Below are 21,796 nucleotides of genomic sequence, written 5' to 3' on the forward strand. Positions count from 1 at the left end.
TATCCCTTCTCCTCAGCAGGATAGCGTTAACTGGCCCGCAGGCGCAGCTGCCGGCGTTTTACGCATTGACCTTCGCAATCAGGTCCATCATTTTCAGTTTTTGATCGCTGGAGACTTTACGGACTTCCAGCTCGATATTGCGTTCATTGAGCTTACGGAACGCGGCGATATCTTTGTCATCGACCGAGACGGCGTTATTGACCTGGGTTTTACCCTGGCGAAACGCCATGCCGCCGATATTGACCGACTTAATGTCGACGCCCTGTTCCACGACGCGCAGCACGTCGGTGGGATTGGTGAACAGCAGCATCACGCGGTCGCGACCATATTTCGGGTTATTCCAGACGCGCACCATCTTGTCGACGTCCACCACGTGCGCGGTCACGCCGGGCGGCGCCACCTGCGTCAGCAAGGTTTTGCGCACGTGATCTTTTGCGACTTCGTCGCTGACCACGATAATGCGCGAGACGTTGGTCTCTTTGGTCCAGCGCGTCGCCACCTGACCGTGGATCAGGCGGTCGTCGATGCGCGCCAGCCCGATTTTCATATGTTCGCCCGGCGCCAGCGGCTGCGCTGGGGCAGGCGGCGCTTTGGCGGCAGGGGCGGCGGCTGGGGCAGGCGGCGCGGCAAGCTCGGTTTTCTGCGCCTTAACGCCTTCGCGACCTGTTTCCACCGCGATGCCAACCAGTTCGGTAAAGCTGGGATCGTCGTCGCGCGCCATCAGCGTTTCTACCAGCATCGGAATATTGACCCCGGCGATGACATCGTAATTTTCTTTATCCAGCACCACGCGGCTGGCCGCGTTGAACGGACTTCCGCCCCAGGTATCGACCAAAAACAGCGCCCCTTTCGAGGTATCCAGCTTTGCCAGCTGCGCCTGATATTTTTCAATAAGCGTTTCTGCATTTTCGCCGGGCACAAAGTCGATCCATCCGACGTTCTCCTGCTCGCCCAACAGCATCTCTGCGGTTTTCAGCAGTTGCTCGGCTGCCCAGCCGTGTGTACCAATCACTATCGCAATGGTCACTTGCTACCTCCGTTCGCTAAAGAAATTCGTCTGGAGTCGACGAATCGTTATGAGTTATCGCTACGGTTATCTGGCGACAAACGTAGTCAAAACATCTGTATTAAAGAATCATTCTCCGGGCGTCTTAAATGAATCGGTGAATCGCGATTTATTTTAGTGCGCGAAAAAATAATTTATGTGACGGTCGTCAGTAATCAGACGGCCGAACTCGCCTTAAACAGGGTTTATTGGCGAATCACCGCCGAATCATTTGTAAATGAAAGAAAATTTTTTGACGTACATTACTGGCCTGTTACATTAACGATCTGTTTATTACTCAGGAGTAACGGGTTTCAGCCCACCTTTATGGATCGTCACCGACGTCGCTTAACCACTTTGATGCGCGCATCCGCGCCTTCCCTCACGCCTGACGGCGTACCTGTAGTTCACCCGATTGTCTTTCTGTCACGTCACCACACGACGCTGGCACGATATCGTTCAGTCTGTCTCTCGTTCAGGAGTCAATGATGGAATTTCTCTTCGACCCCTCAATCTGGGCCGGTTTGCTCACGCTTGTCGTACTGGAAATCGTGCTTGGTATCGATAACCTGGTCTTTATCGCCATTCTTGCCGACAAGCTGCCGCCGAAGCAGCGCGATAAGGCGCGCCTGATCGGCCTGTCGCTGGCGCTGGTGATGCGTCTGGGCCTGCTGTCGCTGATCTCCTGGATGGTCACGCTGACGCGCCCGTTATTTAGCGTAGGCGAGTTTAGCTTTGCAGGGCGTGATTTGATTCTGCTGGTGGGCGGGGTGTTTCTCTTGTTCAAGGCGACGATGGAGCTGCATGAGCGGCTGGAGAACCGTCAGCTCGAGCATCAGGGAAACCGCAGCTACGCCAGCTTCTGGGCGGTGGTGACGCAGATTGTGGTGCTGGACGCGGTCTTCTCGCTGGATGCGGTGATCACGGCGGTCGGCATGGTGAACCATCTGCCGATCATGATGACGGCGGTAGTGATCGCCATGGGCGTTATGCTGCTGGCCTCGAAGCCGCTGACCAACTTCGTCAACGCGCATCCTACCGTGGTGGTGCTCTGCCTGAGCTTCCTGCTGATGATCGGCCTGTCGCTGGTGGCGGAAGGTTTCGGCTTCCATATCCCGAAAGGCTATCTCTACGCGGCGATCGGCTTCTCTATTCTGATCGAACTGTTTAACCAGATTGCGCGCCGCAACTTTATGCGCCATCAGGCGCATCGTCCAATGCGCGAGCGCACCGCCGAGGCGATTTTGCGTCTGATGGGCGGTCGTCAGCGTCCGGCCCAGCCTGCGGTGAACGAAGAGTCGCCTCTGACGCAGGCGATGCCGCAGGAGGCCTTTAAGGATGAAGAGCGCTATATGATTAACGGCGTGCTGACGCTGGCGTCGCGCTCTATCCGCAGCATTATGACGCCGCGCGGCGAAATCTCCTGGGTTGACGCCGAGCGTCCAATGGACGAAATCCGTATTCAGCTGCTCGACACGCCGCACAGCTTGTTCCCGGTGTGCCGCGGCGAGCTGGATGAGATTATCGGCGTGGTGCGCGCCAAAGAGCTGCTGGTGGCGATCGAACATGGCATGGATGTGGCGACCTTTGCCGCCGCGTCACCCGCTATCGTGGTGCCGGAAACGCTGGATCCGATTAATCTGCTGGGGGTGCTGCGCCGCGCCAAAGGCAGTTTCGTTATCGTTACCAACGAGTTCGGCGTAGTGCAGGGGCTGATTACGCCGCTGGACGTGCTGGAAGCGATCGCCGGCGAATTCCCGGACGAGGATGAAACGCCAGACATCATCGCCGACGGCGACGGCTGGATTGTGAAGGGCGGCACCGACCTGCATTCGCTCCAGCAGCTGTTTGACGTCAATGACCTGGTCGACCCCGATGAAGATCACGCCTCGCTGGCGGGTCTGCTGATTGGTCAGAAAGGCCAGCTGCCGCTGCCGGGCGAGGTGATCGATTTGCCGCCGCTGCACTTTACTATCCTTCAGGCGACCGACTATCGCGTCGATCTGGTGCGCGTCACCAAAGATAAGCCGCACGAGGATGAGGAAGAGGAGCAGTAATCAATCTAAATCTGTAGCGGGTTTATCGAACAGACGATGATGCTGTTCAATGCGTGGGTGAGAGGGGCCGAGCGAGCAAGAATGCGTAAAGCGACTTTGCGATCGGGCCCTCTCATCCACGCAGGCATCCGCTCTTACAGGCAAACTAAACGGCGCATATGCGCCGTTTTTTACGGGGTCAGCTGCGTCTGATGCTGCGTCAGCCAGGCGGGAAAATCCTCAATCGGCATCGGCCGCGCGTAGAAATAACCCTGCAGCAGATCCACGCCGCGCTCGCGCAGATAGGCGGCCTGCTCGGCGGTTTCGACTCCCTCGGCCACCAGACTAATGTTTAAACGCTGCGCCAGCGAAATCACCATATCGGTCACCGTGGCGTTAATGGCGTCGGTGCCGATCGCCGCGGTGAAAATCTTGTCGATCTTCAGCACGTCGGGCTGTAAATCCTTCAGATAGGAGAGCGAACTGTGTCCGGTGCCGAAGTCATCGATAGCCAGACGCACGCCGATGCTGTGCAGCTGCGAAATCACCTTCTGATCCACCACCGGCAATGCGTCGCGCTCCGTCAGCTCCACCACCAGCTTCGGCAGCGGATTCGCCGGCCACCACAGCTGTTGCAGATCCTCGACAATGGCGCGATCGCGAAAGTGGCTGGCAGCCACGTTAATGGCGATATGAAACGACGGACAGCGCGGCAGATTCGGTAGCTGCGCCACCGCTTTGTCGATCACAAAGCGCGTCAGCGGCGCGATAAGATTTTGTCGCTCGGCCAGCGGAATAAACACGTCAGGCGGGATCCAGCCCTGGCGCGCGTTATGCCAGCGCAGCAGCAGCTCGATGCCGTCGCACTCGCCGCTCTGGGCGTTAATCAGCGGCTGACAGTAGACCATAAATTCATTGGCGGTAATGCCGTAGCTGATCTGCCAGCTCAGGCTCATGCGATTCGCCGTCGCCAGCCAGACGATATAGCCGATCAGCAGGCTCAGCAGCTGCGCCAGCGGCAGCTGCGACGGCAGCGACGCCATCGCCAGGCGCGCCGGCGGTGGGCCATAGAGCGTAATGGAAAAAGGATAGCGCAGCGAACCCTGGTCGTAGCTGACCTCATCCTCTGACGGCATCGTCGGCTCAATCAGCGGATTGCCGTACTCCAGACTCTCGCCGCCGACGCTGAAAATAGCGCGCTCGACCCAGGGACGCTGCGGCTCCAGCAGATAGGTACTCATCAGCTCGATATTAATCGCCTGCAAAATGCCGGAGCGGTTATCGAGCGACTTAGGCGTCCACAGCAGCAGGATTGGTGAACCTTTCAGCAGGTAATTGTCGGTGGTCAGCATCATGCGCTGATTATTAATCGCCAGCTCGGGATAGGTCTGACTAAAAGGAATGGCGCGCGGTCCGTAAATGCTGGAGCAATAAATGGTGTCGTTTTCCACCAGCAGTATGGCGCGTACGGTTTGCAGCGCGGAAATTTTCTCAATCAGCGGGAAGCGCACATCCTGACAGGGCACGCCGACCAGCCCCAGTGTATTGTTCGCCGAAACGTCGAGCGGCGAAAACATACGGTCGAAGCGCTGAATGGCGTTGTCAGCGAAATTGAGTGACTGCTTTTCGATACGCGATTTCTCTTCAAAAAAGCGCAAAGCCAGCGTCAATATTAAAACCACAGCGGCGATCACCAACGCGATAAAGAGTCGCTTACGGCGAAACTGTCCAACATATTGCTGGGCCAAAAGCATCAGTAACCACCTTCCACACACTAAATTAAAGCAGGATAACGGGGAGATTATCGGCAAGGCGCAAATAAGGTTTAGCCATGCTTGATAAAAAAAGCGGTACTGAAATAACCGCGCGACCTGAGAAGGTCGCGCGAATCATTACTCTATCGTTAATCAGGGCGATGAGGTAGGGCCAGACGCGCAATTCATGATGACTGCGCGAAAAACAACCGACGCCGGGACATTAGTCGCACTGAACTTTTATCGCCAGGCCGCCGCGCGAGGTCTCGCGATATTTGGCGTTCATGTCTTTGCCGGTTTCATACATGGTTTCGATAACCTTATCGAGCGAAACGCGCGGCTCGCTGGTGCGGCGCAGCGCCATGCGGGCGGCGTTGATCGCCTTCACCGAGGCGATGGCGTTGCGCTCGATGCAGGGCACCTGCACCTGACCGGCCACCGGGTCGCAGGTCAGGCCGAGGTTATGCTCCATGCCGATCTCGGCTGCGACGCAGACCTGTTCCGGGCTGCCGCCCAGCAGTTCGGTCAGTCCGGCGGCCGCCATAGAACAGGCCACGCCCACTTCGCCCTGACAGCCCACCTCCGCGCCGGAAATCGAGGCGTTCATTTTATACAGAATACCGATGGCGCCCGACGCGAGGAAATAGCGGGTGAAAATATCGGGCGTCACGGTTTCGATAAAGTGATCGTAATAGGCGAGCACCGCCGGAACGATGCCGCAGGCGCCGTTGGTCGGCGCGGTCACGACGCGGCCGCCGGCGGCGTTCTCTTCGTTGACCGCCAGCGCGAACATATTAATCCAGTCGATAACGTTCATCGGATCGTTGGAGTGTTTGGACGATGAGGTCAGCAGACGGCGCAGCGAGGCGGCGCGGCGCGGCACGAGCAGTGGGCCCGGCAGCACGCCTTCGGTATTCAGCCCGCGATCGATACAGGCCTGCATGGTCTGCCAGACGTCGGTAAAGTAGTCGCGGATCTCGTCGCGCGAGTGCAGCGCCAGTTCATTCTTCATCACCAGACCAGAGAGCGACAGGCCGGTTTCGCGACAGTGCGCCAGCAGCTCTTTCGCCGAGTGGAAAGGCCAGGGCACGCTCACTTCATCCAGCGTCGACTGGCCGAAATGCTCTTCGTCGACGATAAAGCCGCCGCCGACCGAATAGTAGGTTTTGCTTAAAATCAGCAGATCGCCCGCAAAGGCGAGCAGGCGCATGCCGTTTTCATGCAGCGAAAGATTCTCGCTGCGGAACACCATGCCGCCTTCGCGCGGGAAGTCCACCTTATGTGCGCCGTTGGCCAGCAGCAGTCGCTCGCGCTGCTCGACATCTTTAATAAAGGCGGGAATGCTATCGATATCCACCGTGGCCGGGGAGGCGCCCGCCAGCCCCATAATAATGGCGATATCGGTATGGTGGCCCTTGCCGGTTAGCGAGAGCGAGCCGTACACGTCTACGGCGATGCGCGTCACCTCCTGAAGTTTTCCCTGTTCAATCAGCAGGTCGACAAACTCCTTGCCTGCTTTCATCGGGCCCACGGTATGGGAACTCGACGGGCCAATGCCCACTTTGAACATGTCAAAAACGCTAATCACAGGCGACACTCCTCACAAATAATTTTTATCTCTGCCGGGGCAGTTTATGGCGCTAATAGTAATCGTCGACCCGGGTAAACGAACGCCTTTTCGCATGAAATAAACTAATCGTTCAGGCGAGAAATAGTTATCCTGCACAGCAGGGCGCAACAGATTGTTTATAAAAGGTAAATGAGAGCGGAGCGGGGGTCAGAACGCAATTTGCTGGCTCAAAGAGCGGATGATGCCAGCCGTCATGCCCCATACCAGATACTCCTCATAGACCGAAAGCCAGACCGGATGACGCAGGCCGGCATGCTGCACCTCCAGCGACGCGTAGCGGTTAAGCCGCAGCGCCTCTTCCAGCGGCATCTCGAAGGCGCTTTCCACCTCGTCGGGATTGATGTGCAGCGCAATCTGCGGCGAAATGATGCCGACCACCGGCGTCACGCGAAAGCCAGTGCTGCTGGTAACGGGGGCGAGCTGGCCGATAACCTTCACTTCGCCAGGATCGATGCCCACCTCTTCCTGCGCCTCGCGCAGCGCGGTCGCCACCAGCGAGGCGTCGTCGTCGTCCTGCATGCCGCCGGGAAAGGCGACCTGACCGGCGTGCTTGCGTAGCTCGCGCGAACGACGCGTCAGCAGCAGGCCCGGCGCGTCGCGCGCGACGATCGGCACCAGCACCGCAGCCTGGCGACCAGCGGGACGCTGCTGCGGCTTTTCCGGCTGATGAAGCATAAAGCGGGTAATAAAGGCGTCGAGCGTAAGCGGCTTCATTCGTCGTCTCCAGACAGCGCAGGTAAAATGCGGCTGACTTTGTGTAGCGTTTCCTGATATTCGGCATCCAGCTCGCTATCGGCGACCACGCCGCCGCCCGCCGCGCAGAACAGCTGCTGCCGTTCGGCGATCAGCGTGCGGATGGCGATGCTGGTGTCCATGCGTCCGCACAGGCTGAGATAGCCGATGCTGCCGCACCAGGCGTTGCGGCGATGCGGCTCCAGCTCGTCGATAATCTCCATCGCGCGGATTTTAGGCGCGCCGGTTATAGAGCCGCCGGGAAAACAGGCGCGCAGCAGATCGCTGGCGTGCAGCGAGGCGGGCAGGCGCGCCCGAATGGTGCTGACCAGATGGTGCACCGCCGGAAAAGGTTCGACCTCGAACAGCGCCGGCACGCTGACGGATCCCGGCGCGGCGACGCGGCCGATATCGTTGCGCAACAGATCGACGATCATCAGATTTTCGGCGCGATCCTTTTCCGACTGCGCCAGCGCCAGCGCTTCCTGGCGGTCGAGTTCGGGATCGGCCGCGCGCGGCCGCGTGCCTTTAATCGGCCGGGTTTCAATCTCATCGCCCTTTAGCGATAAAAAACGCTCCGGCGACAGGCTGAGAATGGCGCTGTCGGGCAGGCGTAAAAATGCGCTGAAAGGGGCGCGGTTAGCGGCGTTGAGGCGGCAAAACGCCTGCCACTCATCGCCCTGATAGCGCGCCTGAAAGCGCTGCGCCAGATTGACCTGATAACAGTCGCCTGCCTGGATATAGGCCTGCACCGCGTGAAAACGTTCGGCGTAGTCGCGGTAGCTCAGGTTGGATTGCCAGCCGCTGGTGAGCGAGAAGGGCGCCGCCTCGCGCGGCGGCCACTGTAGCAGCCAGCGCAGCCGCGCCTGCGCGTCTCCCAGCGACACCAGCGTCAGGCGCTGCAGATGGTGGTCGGCGATTAGCGCCCAGTCGTAGATGCCGAGCGCCATATCGGGCGTAGTCAGATCGTCCGCTGCCTGCTGCGGCAGGCGTTCGAAGCGGCGGCCGAGATCGTAGCCGAACAGGCCGATCGCGCCGCCCTGAAACGGCAGATCGTCACGGCGATCGGGGAGCGCGCCCAGCGCCTCGCACTGCTGCTGCACCAGCTGCAGCGGATCCTCGGCGCTCTGGCTGACGGCATTGTCCGCGCTAATCGTCGTAAGGTCGTCGTGGGTCACCAGCGTGGCGCGCGGATCGGCGGTCAGCACGTCGAAGCGGTTATCCGCATGCTCGGCATGACCTGAGGTGAGCAGCATCGCCCAGGGAAGATGAGAAATCCTGGCGAAATGCGCGCTGAGCGCATCCTGCGTATAGTGTAGACTGAGCGTTGAGACCATTTTTCGGCAAAAATCAGACATCAATGAGGGCGTTAGCCTGACATATTTTTTTCCGGCTGGCACCTGTTTGTTCCGCACGGAACAGTGCCCGCCTCGCAACCAGGAGTGAATGATGTTTAAGGGTTTACCGGCACTCTCCCACGAGCAGCAGCAGCAGGCGGTGGAGCGTATTCAGGAGCTGATGGCTGGCGGCATGTCCAGCGGAGAGGCGATTACTCAGGTCGCGCAGGAGATCCGCCAGACCCATACGGGCGAGCGGACCCTGGCGCGCTTCGAAGATGACGAGGATGAAGAGTAGCGTCCGGCGCGGCAACCTATAGCGCCGCGACGATTTTGATTTCTACTTTATACTTCGGATTCATCAGCCCGGCCTGAACGGTGCAGCGCACCGGCGCGTTGCCGGGCGACACCCACGCGTCCCAGGCGCGGTTCATCGCCGCGAAATCGCTTTTTTCCACCAGAAAAATCGTGGCGTCGAGGATCTTGCTCTTGTCCGAACCGACACGCGTCAGCAGGGCGTCAATCACCGCCAGCGCGTTGGCGGTCTGCGCCTCGGCGTCGGCGTCGAGGTTTTCCGGCACGCTGGTGTAATAAACCGTTTGATCGTGGATAACGGCTTCGGACATGCGATGTTCGGGATCGATACGGGTAATGGTCATTGTTTCTCCTTACTTTTCCAGTTGATAGCCTGGCATAGTCCAGGGGCCGCTGTCATCAGTTGTGGAGCGGCCGGCGGAATACTGACATAATTACAGTGTTTTTGCCGAAACGGGTGAGGAAGTGTGGCGGACGATTTTGCAGTAGATGGCGCGCTGGCGCAGGCGATTGCCGGCTTTAAGCCGCGCGAGGCGCAGCGTGAAATGGCGCAGGCAGTAGAAGAGGCCGTGAAGGCCGGCGGCGAACTGGTGGTAGAGGCGGGAACGGGCACGGGGAAAACCTACGCCTATCTGGCGCCTGCGCTGCGCGCCGGAAAAAAAGTGATTGTTTCAACCGGTTCGAAGGCGCTGCAGGATCAGCTTTACGGCCGCGATTTGCCAACCATCGCGAAGGCGTTAAATTTCACCGGTAAAACCGCCTTGCTGAAAGGACGCTCTAACTACCTCTGTCTGGAGCGGCTGGAGCAGCAGTCGATGGCGGGCGGCGACCTTAACGCCCAGGCGCTGGGCGACCTGGTCACGCTGCGCGGCTGGTCGTCGCAAACCGTTGACGGCGATATCAGCAGCTGCGGCGGCGTCACCGAAGACAGCCCGATCTGGCCGCTGGTGACCAGCACCAACGACAACTGCCTCGGCAGCGACTGCCCGCTCTACAAAGATTGCTTTGTGGTCAAAGCGCGCAAACGCGCGATGGATGCCGACGTGGTGGTAGTAAACCACCACCTGTTTCTCGCCGATCTGGTGGTCAAAGAGAGCGGCTTCGCGGAGCTGATCCCGGAAGCGGACGTAATGATCTTCGATGAGGCGCACCAGATCCCCGATATTGCCAGCCAGTACTTCGGGCAGCAGCTCTCCAGCCGCCAGCTGCTCGACCTGGCGAAAGACATCAATATTGCCTACCGCACCGAAGTGCGCGACGTGCAGCAGCTGCAGAAATCGGCGGACCGCCTCGCGCAGTGCGCGCAGGATTTCCGCCTGACGCTGGGCGATCCAGGCTACCGCGGCAATCTGCGCGAACTCTTCGCCGATAACAACGTGCAGCGCATGTTTACGCTGCTCGACGACGCGCTCGAGCTTTGCTACGACGTCATAAAAATGTCGCTGGGACGCTCGGCGCTGCTGGACGCGGCCTTCGAACGCGCTGCGCTCTACCGCGGACGCCTCAAGCGGCTGCGCGCCATCAACGAGCCCGGCTACAGCTACTGGTACGAGTGCACCTCGCGCCATTTTACTCTCGCCTTAACGCCGCTCTCGGTCTCGGAACGCTTCCGGGAAGTGATGGACGCGCGCAAGGCGGCGTGGATATTCACCTCCGCGACGCTGGCGGTGAATGAAGAGATGCATCATTTCGCCGACCGTCTGGGCGTCAGCAGCGCAAAGACCCTGATCCTCAACAGTCCGTTCGACTTCAGCCGTCAGGCGCTGCTCTGCGTGCCGCGCAATCTGCCGGAGCCGAATCGCCCCGGCGGCGCGCGTCAGCTGGCGCGCATGATGAAGCCGCTGATCGACGCCAATAAAGGACGCTGCTTCTTTCTCTGTACCTCGCACCTGATGATGCGCGAACTGGCGGCGGAGTTTCGCGCCAGCATGACGCTGCCGGTGCTGGTGCAGGGCGAAACCAGCAAAGGCCAGCTGCTGCGACAGTTTATCGAAGCGGGCAACGCGCTGCTGGTGGCAACCAGCAGCTTCTGGGAGGGCGTCGACGTGCGCGGCGACGCCCTGTCGCTGGTGATTATCGACAAGCTGCCGTTTACCTCGCCGGAAGATCCGCTGCTGAAGGCGCGTATGGAGGATTGTCGTCTGCGTGGCGGCGATCCCTTTAGCGACGTGCAGCTGCCGGACGCGGTGATTACTCTGAAGCAGGGCGTAGGGCGTCTGATCCGCGACACGGACGATCGCGGCGTGCTGGTGATTTGCGATCAGCGGCTGGTGTCGCGTCCCTACGGCGCGCTGTTTCTCAACAGCCTGCCGCCGACGCCGCGCACTCGCGATCTGGCGCGCGCCATCGCCTTCACGCAGCAAGCGAAACAGTAATTTTCCTTTGGCTGTGCTAACATGCGCGCCGTTTTAGATGACCCGAGGTTGTTATGTCTTCCCGAATCCTGGCGCTGGACACTGCGACAGAAGCCTGTTCAGCCGCGCTGCTTAATCAGCAGCAGATCGATGCCCGTTTTGAAATCGCGCCGCGCGACCATACGCAGCGTATGCTGCCGCTGATCGAAGAGCTGCTGCAGGCGCAGCAGCTGGAGCTGACGGCGCTCGACGCGCTGGCGTTCGGCCGCGGACCCGGCAGTTTTACCGGCGTGCGTATCGGCATCGGCATCGCGCAGGGCCTCGCGTTCGGCGCCATGCTGCCGATGATCGGCATCTCCACGCTGGCGACCCTGGCGCAGGGCGCGTATCGCCAGCAGGGCGCGACGCGCGTGCTGGCGGCGATCGACGCGCGCATGGGCGAGGTTTACTGGGCCGAGTATCAGCGCGACGAACACGGCGTCTGGCAGGGTGAAGCGAGTGAAAGCGTGCTGTCGCCGGATGCGGCGCTGGCGCGCATGCAGGCGCTGGAAGGCGAGTGGTTTATCGCCGGCACCGGCTGGCAGGCCTGGCCGCAGCTGCAGCAGGGCCACGCCTTAACTCTCAGAGAGAGCGGCGTCGAACTGCCCGCCGCGGAAGATATGTTGCCGCTGGCGCAGCAGGCGTGGCAGCGCGGCGCAACCGTTCAGCCTGAGCACGCGGAACCGACCTATTTGCGTAACGAAGTGGCGTGGAAAAAATTGCCGGGTCGCTGAGAACCTGCGGCGCAACTTATTGCGACAGCGCCAGTCTAACAAACATCTTTTAGGAGAATGCCTATGTCAGTATGTCATAAAGGAATGTCCGGTGTTTTGTTAGCCTGCGCGCTGCTGCTCAGCGGGTGCGTGACGGTGCCTGACGCGATCAAAGGAAGTTCCGAGCTTCCCCAGCAGGATTTGGTTCGCGTAATGAACGATCCGTCGCTCTATGTCGGTCAGGAGTCCCGCTTCGGCGGCAAAGTGGTTAAGGTCACCAACCTTAACGGCAAAACCCGACTGGAGATCGCCACGCAGCCGCTGGACGACAGCGCGCGTCCGCGTTTAGGCGCCGCTTCCGTCGGGCGTATTTATGCCGATATCAATAACTTCGTCGATCCCACCGACGTGAATAATCAGTACGTTACCGTGCTGGGCAATATCAAGGGAACGGAGAAGGGCACCATCGGCGCGGCCAGCTACAACTTTGTCGTGGTTGATGTGCGCGGCTATCAGCGCTGGCATCTGACGCAGCAGATCAACACGCCGCCGCAGCCGATCGATCCCTGGATCTGGTACGGCCCGTCGCGTCGTCATCCCGGCTACTGGGGACCTAATCCCTACTGGGGCATGAACAGCGGGCCCGCGCAGGTGGAAACGATTCTGACGGAATAAGCGTTTAAGACAAGATTTCAGGCCCGGCCGCGCCTGTCGCGACCGGGCTTTTTATTGCCGCTGAAAAGCGGGATGAAAATTAGTGATGCGCTTCGCAACCTCAGCAGGCCGAATCCGGCAAACTGGTACAATGAGTTAAAATATTGTTAATTGGCTGGGTGTTGAGGGTGCAATGGAACAACAACATATAAATCGAGGTGAACCCTTGAATAAGGTCTGGCTGAAACGCTATCCGGCAGATGTGCCCGCCGAAATTAACGCGGATCGTTATACCTCTTTGATCGATTTAGTTGAACAGGCTACACAGCGCTACGCCGATCAAACCGCCTTTATCAATATGGGACAGCCGCTGAGCTATCGGCAGCTGGAACAAAAGAGCCGCGCGTTCGCCGCTTACCTGCAGTCCGGGCTGGGCCTGAAAAAAGGCGATCGCGTCGCGCTGATGATGCCGAATCTGCTGCAGTATCCGGTGGCGCTGTTTGGCGTGCTGCGCGCCGGCATGGTGGTTGTCAACGTTAATCCGCTCTATACGCCGCGCGAGCTCAAGCACCAGCTCAACGACAGCGGCGCCAGCGCCATCGTTATCGTCTCGAACTTCGCGCATACGTTGGAGAAGGTGGTGGCGGAGACGGCGGTGAAGCACGTTATCCTGACGCGCCTCGGCGACCAGCTCAGGCCGGTAAAGGCTACGCTGGTGAACTTCGTCGTGAAATATATTAAAAAGATGGTGCCGAAATACCATCTGCCGGGCGCGGTGAGCTTTCGTCATGCGCTGCAGCAGGGCGAAGCGCTCGCCTATCAGCGTCCCAGCGTCGCCAACGACGATCTGGCCTTTTTGCAGTACACCGGCGGCACCACCGGCATCGCCAAAGGAGCAATGCTGACCCACCGCAACATGCAGGCCAACCTTGAACAGACCAAGGCGACCTACGGCAAACTGCTGCGCGACGGCAAAGAGAATGTGGTGACCGCGCTGCCGCTCTACCATATTTTCGCGCTGACGGTGAACTGCCTGCTGTTTCTCGAATTGGGCGGGCAAAATCTGCTGATCACCAATCCGCGCGATATACCCGGCTTTGTAAAATCGCTGTCGAAGTTTCCCTTCACGGCCATTACCGGCGTCAATACGCTGTTTAACGCGCTGCTCAACGACGCGCAGTTTAATAAACTCGACTTTTCCACGCTGCGCCTTTCGGCGGGCGGCGGCATGGCGGTGCAGAAAGCGGTGGCGGAGCGCTGGGAAAAGCTCACCGGCCACTATCTGCTGGAAGGATATGGCCTGACGGAGTGTTCGCCGCTGGTGTCGGTTAACCCATACGATATTACTGAACATACCGGCAGTATCGGTCTGCCGGTGCCTTCGACCGACGTGCGCGTGGTGGACGATCAGGGCAACGATGTCGAACCTGGCGCGCCGGGCGAGCTCTGGATCCGCGGCCCGCAGGTAATGGCAGGCTACTGGCAGCGGCCGGACGCCACGGAAGAGGTGCTGAAAAATGGCTGGCTCCTCAGCGGCGATATTGTTACCGTTGACCCGCAAGGCTTTATTCGTATCGTGGACCGCAAAAAAGATATGATCCTCGTCTCGGGTTTTAACGTCTATCCCAATGAGATTGAAGATGTCTTGATGCAGCATCCCAAAGTGCGGGAAGCGGCAGCGATCGGCGTGCCGAGCGATCTCTCGGGTGAAGCGGTTAAAGTCTGCATCGTGAAGAAAGAGGCATCGCTGACCAAAGAAGAGCTGCTCGATCACTGTCGGCGTCAGCTGACAGGTTATAAGGTCCCGAAAATTATCGAGTTCCGCGACGAGTTGCCGAAAAGCAACGTAGGGAAAATCCTGCGGCGCGAACTGCGTGATGAGGCCCGACCCAGCGCAAGCTGACGTCAGGCAAGTTTTCTGGTTGAACGCCGGCGCAGCCCGGCGTTTTTATTGATGATGAGATGGAGCGCCGCGCGCAGTCTGTCGCGGTGAAAACGAGATTTGAATTATTCCCTGATCGACCAAAATGAGCAGCTGGCCGTTGTCTGCCAGAAGGCCCGCCAGCATGCGGCCGTCGCGCTCGACACCGAATTCGTCCGCACCCGTACCTATTATCCACAGCTGGGACTGATTCAGCTGTTCGACGGCGAACAGCTGGTGCTGATCGATCCGCTGACCATCAGCGACTGGACGCCGTTTATTGCGCTGCTGAGCGACACGCAGGTGAAAAAGTTTCTGCACGCGGGCGGCGAAGATCTTGAAGTCTTTCTGCACCGTTTCGGCGTGCTGCCGCAGCCGATGATCGATACGCAGATTCTGGCGGCCTTCAGCGGCCAGCCGCTCTCGTGGGGCTTTGCCGCCATGGTGGCGCATTTCACCCAGGTCACGCTGGATAAGAGCGAATCACGCACCGACTGGCTGGCGCGCCCGCTGACGCAGCGTCAGTGCGACTACGCTGCGGCGGACGTGCACTATCTGCTGCCGATTGCGCAGCAGCTGATGACCCTGACCGAGGCTGCGGGCAATATGGCCGCGGCGCTCAGCGAATGCGACCAGCTCTGCCAGCGACGTCTCGACGTCCTGCAGCCGCAGGAGGCCTGGCGCGACATCACCAACGCGTGGCAGCTGCGTCCGCGCCAGCTGGCGGCACTGCAGCTGCTGGCGGCTTGGCGTCTGAACGTGGCGCGCGAAAAAGATATGGCGGTCAACTTCGTGGTGCGCGAAGAGAACCTGTGGAAAGTGGCGCGCTTTATGCCGGGCTCACTGGGCGAGCTGGATCACCTTGGCCTGTCAGGCCATGAAATCCGCTTCCACGGCAAAACCCTGGTGGCGCTGGTGGCCGACGCGCAGGCGCTGCCGGAAGAGGCGCTGCCGCCGCCGCTGGGCAATCTGGTGGATCATCCGCACTACAAGAACGTATTCAAGGCGATCAAGGCGCTGGTGCAGGATGTGAGCGAGGAGACCGGCTTCAGCCAGGAGCTGCTGGCGTCGCGCCGTCAGATCAATCAGGTATTGAGCCAGTACTGGGGACTCAAGCCGCAAACGCGCGTGCCGGAGCTGCTGGCAGGCTGGCGCGGCGATCTGTTTAAAACCCGTATCGAGGCGATTCTGGCGCAGTACTGACAGAAAACATTCCCCTGCTAAGCAGCAGGGGAATATCAGGAAACCGACACTGTCATTTGGCCGCTTCTTCCGTTTCAGGCAGCGTCACGTTCAGTTCCAGAATGGAGATATCATCGCCTTTCTGGTCAAGCTGGACGGTGACCATATCTGGATCGATCTTCACATATTTGCAAATCACTTCCAGAATGTCGCGCTTAAGCTGCGGAAGATAGTGGGGCTCACTGTCGCCCCTTCTGCGTTCTGCCACGATAATCTGCAGCCTTTCCTTGGCTATGTTGGCAGTGTTCTTCTTCCGGGATAAAAAGAAATCGAGTAATGCCATGGTTTATCCCCCGAACAGGCGTTTCAGGAAACCCTTCTTCTCTTCTTCAATAAAGCGGAAGGGACGTTCTTCGCCGAGTAACCGATCTACGGTATCAGCATAGGCTTTGCCGGCATCGGAATTCGTGTCGAGGATCACTGGTTCGCCCTGGTTAGAGGCGCGCAGCACCGACTGGTCTTCCGGGATGACGCCCACCAGAGGGATGCGCAGGATCTCAAGCACGTCTTCCATGCTCAGCATGTCGCCACGATTAACGCGGCCAGGGTTATAACGGGTCAGCAGCAGGTGCTCTTTAACCGGCTCCTGACTGTTTTCGGCGCGGCGAGATTTAGAGGCGATAATACCGAGAATGCGGTCGGAGTCGCGCACCGACGAAACTTCCGGGTTGGTGGTGATAATCGCTTCATCGGCAAAGTAGAGCGCCATCAGCGCGCCGGTCTCAATGCCTGCCGGGGAGTCGCAGACAATAAAGTCGAAATCCATCGCCGCCAGATCGTTGAGCACTTTTTCCACGCCTTCGCGGGTCAGCGCGTCTTTATCGCGCGTCTGGGAAGCGGGCAGGATATGCAGCATCTCGGTGCGCTTGTCTTTGATCAGCGCCTGGTTCAGCGTGGCATCGCCCTGGATAACGTTAACGAAGTCGTAAACCACGCGGCGTTCGCAGCCCATGATCAGATCCAGGTTACGCAGGCCAATATCGAAATCGATGACGACCGTTTTTTTGCCTTTTTGCGCTAAACCGGTGGCGATGGCCGCGCTTGACGTGGTCTTGCCAACGCCCCCTTTACCGGATGTAACTACAATAATGCGTGCCATAAATATTGATTTCCTTAACAGAAGAAAAGGGGCCTAATTAAGTGTCTGGATAGTCAGCGCGCCCTCTTCGAGGCTGAGGCGCGCGGCTTTACCAAAAAATTCCGCCGGGATTTGATCCATGATCCAGTACTCGCCGGCGATGGAGACCAACTCTGCTGCCAGGTTGGTGCAGAAAATCTGACTGTTGCGATCGCCGCCGGCGCCCGCCAGCGCGCGTCCTCGCATCATGCCGTAAATATGAATGTTGCCGTCGGCGACCAGTTCGGCGCCGGCGCTTACGCTGTTGGTGACGATCAGATCGGCGTTACGCGCGTAAATCTGCTGCCCGGAACGCACCGGCGTGGTGATAATGCGCGTTTTGCTCGCCACCGGCTCTGCGGGAGCGGCAGGTTGTGGCGCTGGCGCTGGCGTTTCGTTGCGGCGCACGCTCTCTTTGCCTTCCGCCAGAACCGGCAGACCGGCGCGGGCGATCATGCGTTTCAGCGCCTCGTCTTTGCAGCCGCTGACGCCAACGATGCGCAATCCGGTCGCGGCGATCGCCTGCTGCAGCTGTTTCCAGTTGACGTTGCCGTTAAGCGCCGCCACGTTGAGTACCACCGGCGCGTTTTTTAAGAAATCCGGCGCCTGATCGATTTTGTCCTGAAGCGCCTTGCGAATCACTTCAGGTTCGGGATGGTGCAGATGAACAACAGACAGGGTAAAACTGCTACCTTTGAATTCGATTGGCGTTTGTGACATCTGTCCCACTCAGTCCTGTTTTCTCATCCGGCGAACAAACGTCGATAAAATCATCATTTCAGTCCATCCGGTGAATATTCGAAGTTCTGCAAGCATGTTATAGTTACTGTTATTTCCAGGCAAGCCACCATCCAGGTTTATTCGAGTAAAAAATATGTTTTGTGTGATCTACCGAAGCCCGACCCGTGACCAGACTTATCTTTATGTTGAAAAAAAGGACGATTTCTCCCGCGTACCTGACGAGCTGCTGCGCGGCTTCGGCAAGCCGCAGCTGGCCATGGTGCTGAAGCTGGACGGACGCGACCGTCTGGCCAACGCCGACATCAATAAAGTTAAACAGGCACTTATCGATCAGGGCTATTATTTGCAAATCCCGCCGCCGGTTGAAAGTTTGCTGAAAGTTCACCTTGAGTCGGCAAAAAAAGATTAATTCAGATTCATCTGTAAATATAATCAGTGCTTCCTGCTTCTTCAGCATAATTATATATAACGATTTCCAGCAAAATAATGGCGCGATTACCGCGCCTTTTACTGTTCATTATTCTTTATTGCCCGCTTGCTGGCGATAAATTCACCGCCTCGGCAGCATATATTCACGCTTTTTTGACAATTTACGCACACTAATCTTTGCTAAAGCATCTTATTATGGCCGTTACGGCGGGCTAAAGATCCGCTGAACCGCAAACATCAACGTGCCGGCGTCGCTGGCAACACATAAACCAGAGCAGGGGATTAGCATGTATCAGCATCGTAACTGGCAGGGCGCCTTGTTGGATTTTCCGGTTAACAAAGTGGTCTGCGTCGGCAGCAACTATGCGAAACACATTAAGGAAATGGGCAGCGCCACGCCAGCTGAGCCGGTGGTGTTTATCAAACCGGAAACCGCCATCTGCGATCTGCGTCAGCCGCTCTCTCTTCCCTCCGCCTTTGGTGAAGTGCATCACGAGGTCGAACTGGCCGTATTAATCGGCGCCACGCTTAAGCAGGCGGGCGAGGAGCACGTGGCGAAAGCGATTGCCGGTTACGGCGTGGCGCTGGATTTGACGCTGCGCGATCTGCAGGCGGGATTCAAAAAAGCGGGCCAGCCGTGGGAAAAATCGAAGGGCTTCGATAATTCCTGTCCGCTCTCCGGCTTTATTCCCTCAGCGGAGTTTCCAGGGGATCCGCAGGATACCGAGCTTAAGCTGGTGGTGAACGGCGAAGTGCGTCAGCTTGGCAGAACGTCCGATATGATCCATAAAATTCTGCCGCTTATCGCCCATATGAGCCAATATTTTACCCTGCGCGCGGGTGATGTGGTGCTGACCGGCACGCCGGAAGGGGTTGGCCCGCTGCGCTCGGGCGATACGCTGGAAGTGTCGCTGGCCGGGCACGGCATCAGCACGCGCGTGCTGTAAAGCTTGCAACGCCGCGCCTGACCCGATATAAGGTGCGGTTTTATGATTAACCCGGACGCAGCCATCATGAGTGAACTTCCTTTCTGGCAGACGAAACGCCTCGATCAAATGAACGACGACGAGTGGGAGTCCTTGTGCGATGGTTGCGGCCAGTGCTGCCTGAATAAGCTTCAGGACGCCGATACCGACGAGATTTACTTTACCAACGTCGCCTGCAATCAGCTCAATATCAAAACCTGCCAGTGCCGCAACTATGAGCGCCGCTTCGAATATGAAGAGGACTGCATCAAGCTGACGCGTGAGAACCTGACGCAGTTTAACTGGCTGCCGCGCACCTGCGCCTATCGTCTACTGGGCGAAGGAAAAGGATTGCCGGCGTGGCATCCGCTGGTGAGTGGATCAAAGTCGGCGATGCACGCGCAGCGTATTTCGGTGCGCTATATCGCAGTGCGGGAAAGCGAAGTGCGCGACTGGGAAGACCATATTATCGATCGTCCAGACCGCAACGGATAAGCGATAAAAAGGCTGCCAGAGCAGCCTTTTTTTTAGCGGGAGAAAATATCGCGGCGTTTCGGTTTCAACGGCTGCGCTATTAATACCAGAATCGCCACAATCAGATAGGCGGCGAACACCACGATCATCCACTGCGGCATGCTCAGCGTCAGGAAGGTCCAGCTGCGCTCGGCGCAGTCCCCGCTGGCGACGAACACCGACGGCAGCCACTTGTCCAGCGGCAGCCAGCTCGGAAAACGCGCGGCGAAATCGCAGGTGGTAAAGGGATTGGGATGAAGCTGGATCATCGTATGTTCATACGAGAGACGCGCTCCCTCCCAGGCGCTGTAGATCCAGATAGCCAGCCCGGCCCAGCGCAGCGGCGATTTTGGCGCGATGGCGCCGACGATGCCCGCGCCCATGACGCCAAACAGCGCGCAGCGTTCATAAATGCACATGACGCACGGCTTCAGGCCCATCACATGCTGGAACCATAACGCCACCAGCTCCAGCGCCAGCGCTGTTAACGCCAGCAGCAGCCAGGCGGTGCGACCGCGAGAACATTGATTCAGATATCGCAACATCTTGCTTTCCCTGTAAACGGTAGTGCCACGCAGTGTAAACCAAAAGCGCGGCGGTGCCAGCCAGGCGCTGGCGAAAATCCTAGTCAATTTGGGCTTTACCTGATCCAGTTCAGGCATTTACATCAGCGGCGTCGCTATCCAGCCCCACAGCTGCAAAAGGTCCGTGACCGGCTCCAGCAGCCAGTGAAGAGAGACAAAGCCGACCAGCGACATCACGATGGTGAAGGGCAGCGCCATCCACACCATACGTCCATACGAGAGGCGGATCAGCGGCGCCAGCGCGGACGTCAGCAGGAACAGAAACGCCGCCTGACCATTAGGCGTCGCCACCGACGGCAGATTGGTGCCGGTATTGGTCGCCACCGCCAGCAGTTCATATTGCTGCAGATCGATCGCGCCGTGCGCAAACGCCTGTTTCGCCTCGTTGATAAACACCGATCCAACAAAAACGTTGTCAGATATCGATGAGAGCAGGCCGTTAAAGATGTAATACCAGCTTAGCTGGGCGTGCGGCTCAGCCTGCAGCACAAAGGCGATCAGTGGGCTGAACAGCTGCTGCTCGACAATCACCGCCACCACGGCGAAAAACACCGTCAGCAGCGCGGTGAAGGGCAGCGCTTCGGTAAAGGCCTGACCGATGGTGTGATCGTCCGTCACGCCGCACAGCGCCGTGGCGAGCACGATCACCGACAGGCCAATCAGGCCGACCTCCGCCAGATGCAGCGCCAGCGCAATGATAAGCCAGAGGCCAATAGCCGCCTGAATCCACAGTTTCAGCCGATCCTGGCGCGTGCGCTGCGCCTTCTCCTCGCGATCGCTCTGCAGCAGAATGACGCGTACCGCGTCCGGTAGCGTGGCGCCGTAGCCGAACAGGCGAAAGCGCTCGACCAGCAGGCTGGTGAGAATGCCGCACAGCAGCACCGGCACCGTAACCGGCGCCATACGCAGAAAGAAGCTGGCGAAATCCCAGCCGGCCGCATGAGCGATAATCAGGTTCTGCGGTTCGCCTACCATGGTCATCACGCCGCCCAGCGCGGTACCGACGCCAGCCTGCATCATCAGGCTGCGCAGAAAGGCGCGAAACTGCTCGAGCGTAGCGCGCGGATCGGGATCCGCTGCGGCGTAGTCGGGGTCGGAAGAGACGCGATGGTAGATCTGATAGAAGCCGACGGCGACGCTGATGACGACGGCGACCACCGTCAGGGCGTCAAGAAAGGCGGAAAGAAACGCGGCCGCCAGGCAGAAGGTGAGGCTGAGCAGCACCTTCGACCGCAGCGACAGCAGCAGCCGCGTGAAGACGAACAGCAGCAGCTGTTTCATGAAAAAGATGCCGGCGACCATAAAGATCAGCAGCAGCAGCACTTCAAGGTTATCCGCCAGCTGCTGCTTAACCTGTTCGGCGCTGGCCATGCCGATGGCGATCGCTTCCAGCGTCAGCAGACCGCCGGGCAGCAGCGGGTGGCATTTCAGCGCCATGCCGAGCGTAAAGATAAACTCGGCAATCAGCAGCCAGCCGGCAAGAAACGGGCTGACGAAAAAGAACAGCAGCGGATTGACGACCAGAAACGCCAGCAGCAGCTTTTTGTACCAGTCAGGCGACTGGCCGAGAAAGTTGCGATGCAGCGCCTGGCCCCAGGTGATTTCCATGGCATAAAGTCCCGTATAAAAAACGATGGGCAAAGGGTAATCAGCGAATCAGCGGGGCGCAATCTTC

21 protein-coding genes are annotated in these 21,796 nt (G+C 58.8%); 10 read left to right on the plus strand and 11 right to left on the minus strand.

Translation table 11 applies throughout. From position 1 onward, the window contains the following. Window positions 1-58: 58 nt before the first annotated feature. The gene (gene manX, locus JS46_RS00300; RefSeq protein ID WP_033746601.1) at window positions 59-1,027 is read right to left on the minus strand and encodes a PTS mannose transporter subunit IIAB; all 969 of its coding nucleotides are present in this window, start codon (window positions 1,025-1,027) and stop codon (window positions 59-61) included. 506 nt (window positions 1,028-1,533) lie between these two features. Between manX and JS46_RS00305 the strand changes: the two genes are divergently transcribed. Then, on the plus strand, window positions 1,534-3,102 hold the full coding sequence (locus JS46_RS00305) for a TerC family protein (protein WP_033746603.1): 1,569 nt from the start codon (window positions 1,534-1,536) through the stop codon (window positions 3,100-3,102). Between the two features lie 170 nt (window positions 3,103-3,272). Here the strand turns inward: JS46_RS00305 and JS46_RS00310 are convergent, their stop codons facing one another. The 4 genes from JS46_RS00310 to pabB form a co-directional block, all read right to left on the minus strand. Then, window positions 3,273-4,835 carry an EAL domain-containing protein gene (locus tag JS46_RS00310; RefSeq protein ID WP_033746606.1) on the minus strand — a complete coding sequence of 521 codons (1,563 nt, stop codon included), beginning with the start codon at window positions 4,833-4,835 and terminating at the stop codon, window positions 3,273-3,275. 223 nt (window positions 4,836-5,058) lie between these two features. Beyond that, window positions 5,059-6,423, minus strand: coding sequence for an L-serine ammonia-lyase (locus JS46_RS00315; RefSeq protein ID WP_033746608.1), 1,365 nt, complete (start codon window positions 6,421-6,423; stop codon window positions 5,059-5,061). Between the two features lie 189 nt (window positions 6,424-6,612). Continuing rightward, window positions 6,613-7,179: a CoA pyrophosphatase gene (locus JS46_RS00320; RefSeq protein ID WP_033746610.1), complete on the minus strand. Its 567-nt coding sequence runs from the start codon at window positions 7,177-7,179 to the stop codon at window positions 6,613-6,615. After that, the gene (gene pabB / locus JS46_RS00325; RefSeq protein ID WP_235212952.1) at window positions 7,176-8,555 is read right to left on the minus strand and encodes an aminodeoxychorismate synthase component 1; all 1,380 of its coding nucleotides are present in this window, start codon (window positions 8,553-8,555) and stop codon (window positions 7,176-7,178) included. The genes JS46_RS00320 and pabB overlap by 4 nt, the downstream gene beginning before the upstream one ends. A gap of 91 nt (window positions 8,556-8,646) precedes the next feature. Between pabB and JS46_RS00330 the strand changes: the two genes are divergently transcribed. Further along, window positions 8,647-8,832 (plus strand): YoaH family protein, encoded by a 186-nt coding sequence (locus JS46_RS00330; RefSeq protein ID WP_033746616.1) that lies wholly within the window; start codon window positions 8,647-8,649, stop codon window positions 8,830-8,832. Window positions 8,833-8,848: 16 nt separating this feature from the next. Here the strand turns inward: JS46_RS00330 and JS46_RS00335 are convergent, their stop codons facing one another. Further along, window positions 8,849-9,193 (minus strand): RidA family protein, encoded by a 345-nt coding sequence (locus JS46_RS00335; RefSeq protein ID WP_033746617.1) that lies wholly within the window; start codon window positions 9,191-9,193, stop codon window positions 8,849-8,851. A 123-nt stretch (window positions 9,194-9,316) separates the two neighbouring features. On the opposite strand from JS46_RS00335, the gene JS46_RS00340 reads away from it, so the two are divergent. The 5 genes from JS46_RS00340 to rnd all read left to right on the plus strand — a co-directional run bounded on the left by JS46_RS00340 (window position 9,317) and on the right by rnd (window position 15,733). After that, window positions 9,317-11,224: an ATP-dependent DNA helicase gene (locus tag JS46_RS00340; RefSeq protein ID WP_033746619.1), complete on the plus strand. Its 1,908-nt coding sequence runs from the start codon at window positions 9,317-9,319 to the stop codon at window positions 11,222-11,224. Window positions 11,225-11,277: 53 nt separating this feature from the next. Continuing rightward, window positions 11,278-11,976, plus strand: a complete 699-nt coding sequence (gene tsaB, locus JS46_RS00345; RefSeq protein ID WP_033746622.1) for a tRNA (adenosine(37)-N6)-threonylcarbamoyltransferase complex dimerization subunit type 1 TsaB — start codon at window positions 11,278-11,280, stop codon at window positions 11,974-11,976. Window positions 11,977-12,039: 63 nt separating this feature from the next. Beyond that, complete coding sequence (locus JS46_RS00350; RefSeq protein WP_033746625.1) at window positions 12,040-12,630, plus strand: Slp family lipoprotein; 591 nt, start codon at window positions 12,040-12,042, stop codon at window positions 12,628-12,630. Between the two features lie 205 nt (window positions 12,631-12,835). After that, window positions 12,836-14,512 (plus strand): long-chain-fatty-acid--CoA ligase FadD, encoded by a 1,677-nt coding sequence (gene fadD / locus JS46_RS00355; RefSeq protein WP_127908382.1) that lies wholly within the window; start codon window positions 12,836-12,838, stop codon window positions 14,510-14,512. A 99-nt stretch (window positions 14,513-14,611) separates the two neighbouring features. Continuing rightward, entirely contained in the window at window positions 14,612-15,733 is a 1,122-nt protein-coding gene (rnd, locus tag JS46_RS00360) for a ribonuclease D (RefSeq protein WP_033746629.1), read from the plus strand. 52 nt (window positions 15,734-15,785) lie between these two features. Here rnd and minE read toward each other — a convergent pair whose 3' ends face one another. The 3 genes from minE to minC are packed head-to-tail and all read right to left on the minus strand — an operon-like array spanning window position 15,786 to window position 17,609. Continuing rightward, window positions 15,786-16,055, minus strand: a complete 270-nt coding sequence (minE, locus tag JS46_RS00365; RefSeq protein WP_033746630.1) for a cell division topological specificity factor MinE — start codon at window positions 16,053-16,055, stop codon at window positions 15,786-15,788. Between the two features lie 3 nt (window positions 16,056-16,058). Then, window positions 16,059-16,871, minus strand: coding sequence for a septum site-determining protein MinD (minD, locus tag JS46_RS00370; RefSeq protein ID WP_033746633.1), 813 nt, complete (start codon window positions 16,869-16,871; stop codon window positions 16,059-16,061). Window positions 16,872-16,904: 33 nt separating this feature from the next. Then, entirely contained in the window at window positions 16,905-17,609 is a 705-nt protein-coding gene (gene minC / locus JS46_RS00375) for a septum site-determining protein MinC (protein ID WP_033746636.1), read from the minus strand. Window positions 17,610-17,763: 154 nt separating this feature from the next. Here minC and JS46_RS00380 point away from each other — a divergent pair, with 154 nt between their 5' ends. The 3 genes from JS46_RS00380 to JS46_RS00390 all read left to right on the plus strand — a co-directional run bounded on the left by JS46_RS00380 (window position 17,764) and on the right by JS46_RS00390 (window position 19,519). Continuing rightward, window positions 17,764-18,039: a YcgL domain-containing protein gene (locus tag JS46_RS00380; protein WP_033746638.1), complete on the plus strand. Its 276-nt coding sequence runs from the start codon at window positions 17,764-17,766 to the stop codon at window positions 18,037-18,039. A 307-nt stretch (window positions 18,040-18,346) separates the two neighbouring features. Beyond that, window positions 18,347-19,006 (plus strand): fumarylacetoacetate hydrolase family protein, encoded by a 660-nt coding sequence (locus tag JS46_RS00385; RefSeq protein ID WP_033746640.1) that lies wholly within the window; start codon window positions 18,347-18,349, stop codon window positions 19,004-19,006. Window positions 19,007-19,072: 66 nt separating this feature from the next. Continuing rightward, entirely contained in the window at window positions 19,073-19,519 is a 447-nt protein-coding gene (locus JS46_RS00390; protein WP_033747936.1) for a YcgN family cysteine cluster protein, read from the plus strand. Between the two features lie 32 nt (window positions 19,520-19,551). Here the strand turns inward: JS46_RS00390 and dsbB are convergent, their stop codons facing one another. Both dsbB and nhaB read right to left on the minus strand, forming a co-directional pair. Then, entirely contained in the window at window positions 19,552-20,082 is a 531-nt protein-coding gene (gene dsbB / locus JS46_RS00395) for a disulfide bond formation protein DsbB (protein ID WP_033747938.1), read from the minus strand. A 117-nt stretch (window positions 20,083-20,199) separates the two neighbouring features. Next, on the minus strand, window positions 20,200-21,729 hold the full coding sequence (gene nhaB / locus JS46_RS00400) for a sodium/proton antiporter NhaB (protein WP_033746642.1): 1,530 nt from the start codon (window positions 21,727-21,729) through the stop codon (window positions 20,200-20,202). Between the last annotated feature and the right edge of the window lie 67 nt (window positions 21,730-21,796).

The organism is Pantoea sp. NGS-ED-1003 (genome assembly GCF_000738765.1).
Classification (GTDB): domain Bacteria; phylum Pseudomonadota; class Gammaproteobacteria; order Enterobacterales; family Enterobacteriaceae; genus Pantoea; species Pantoea septica.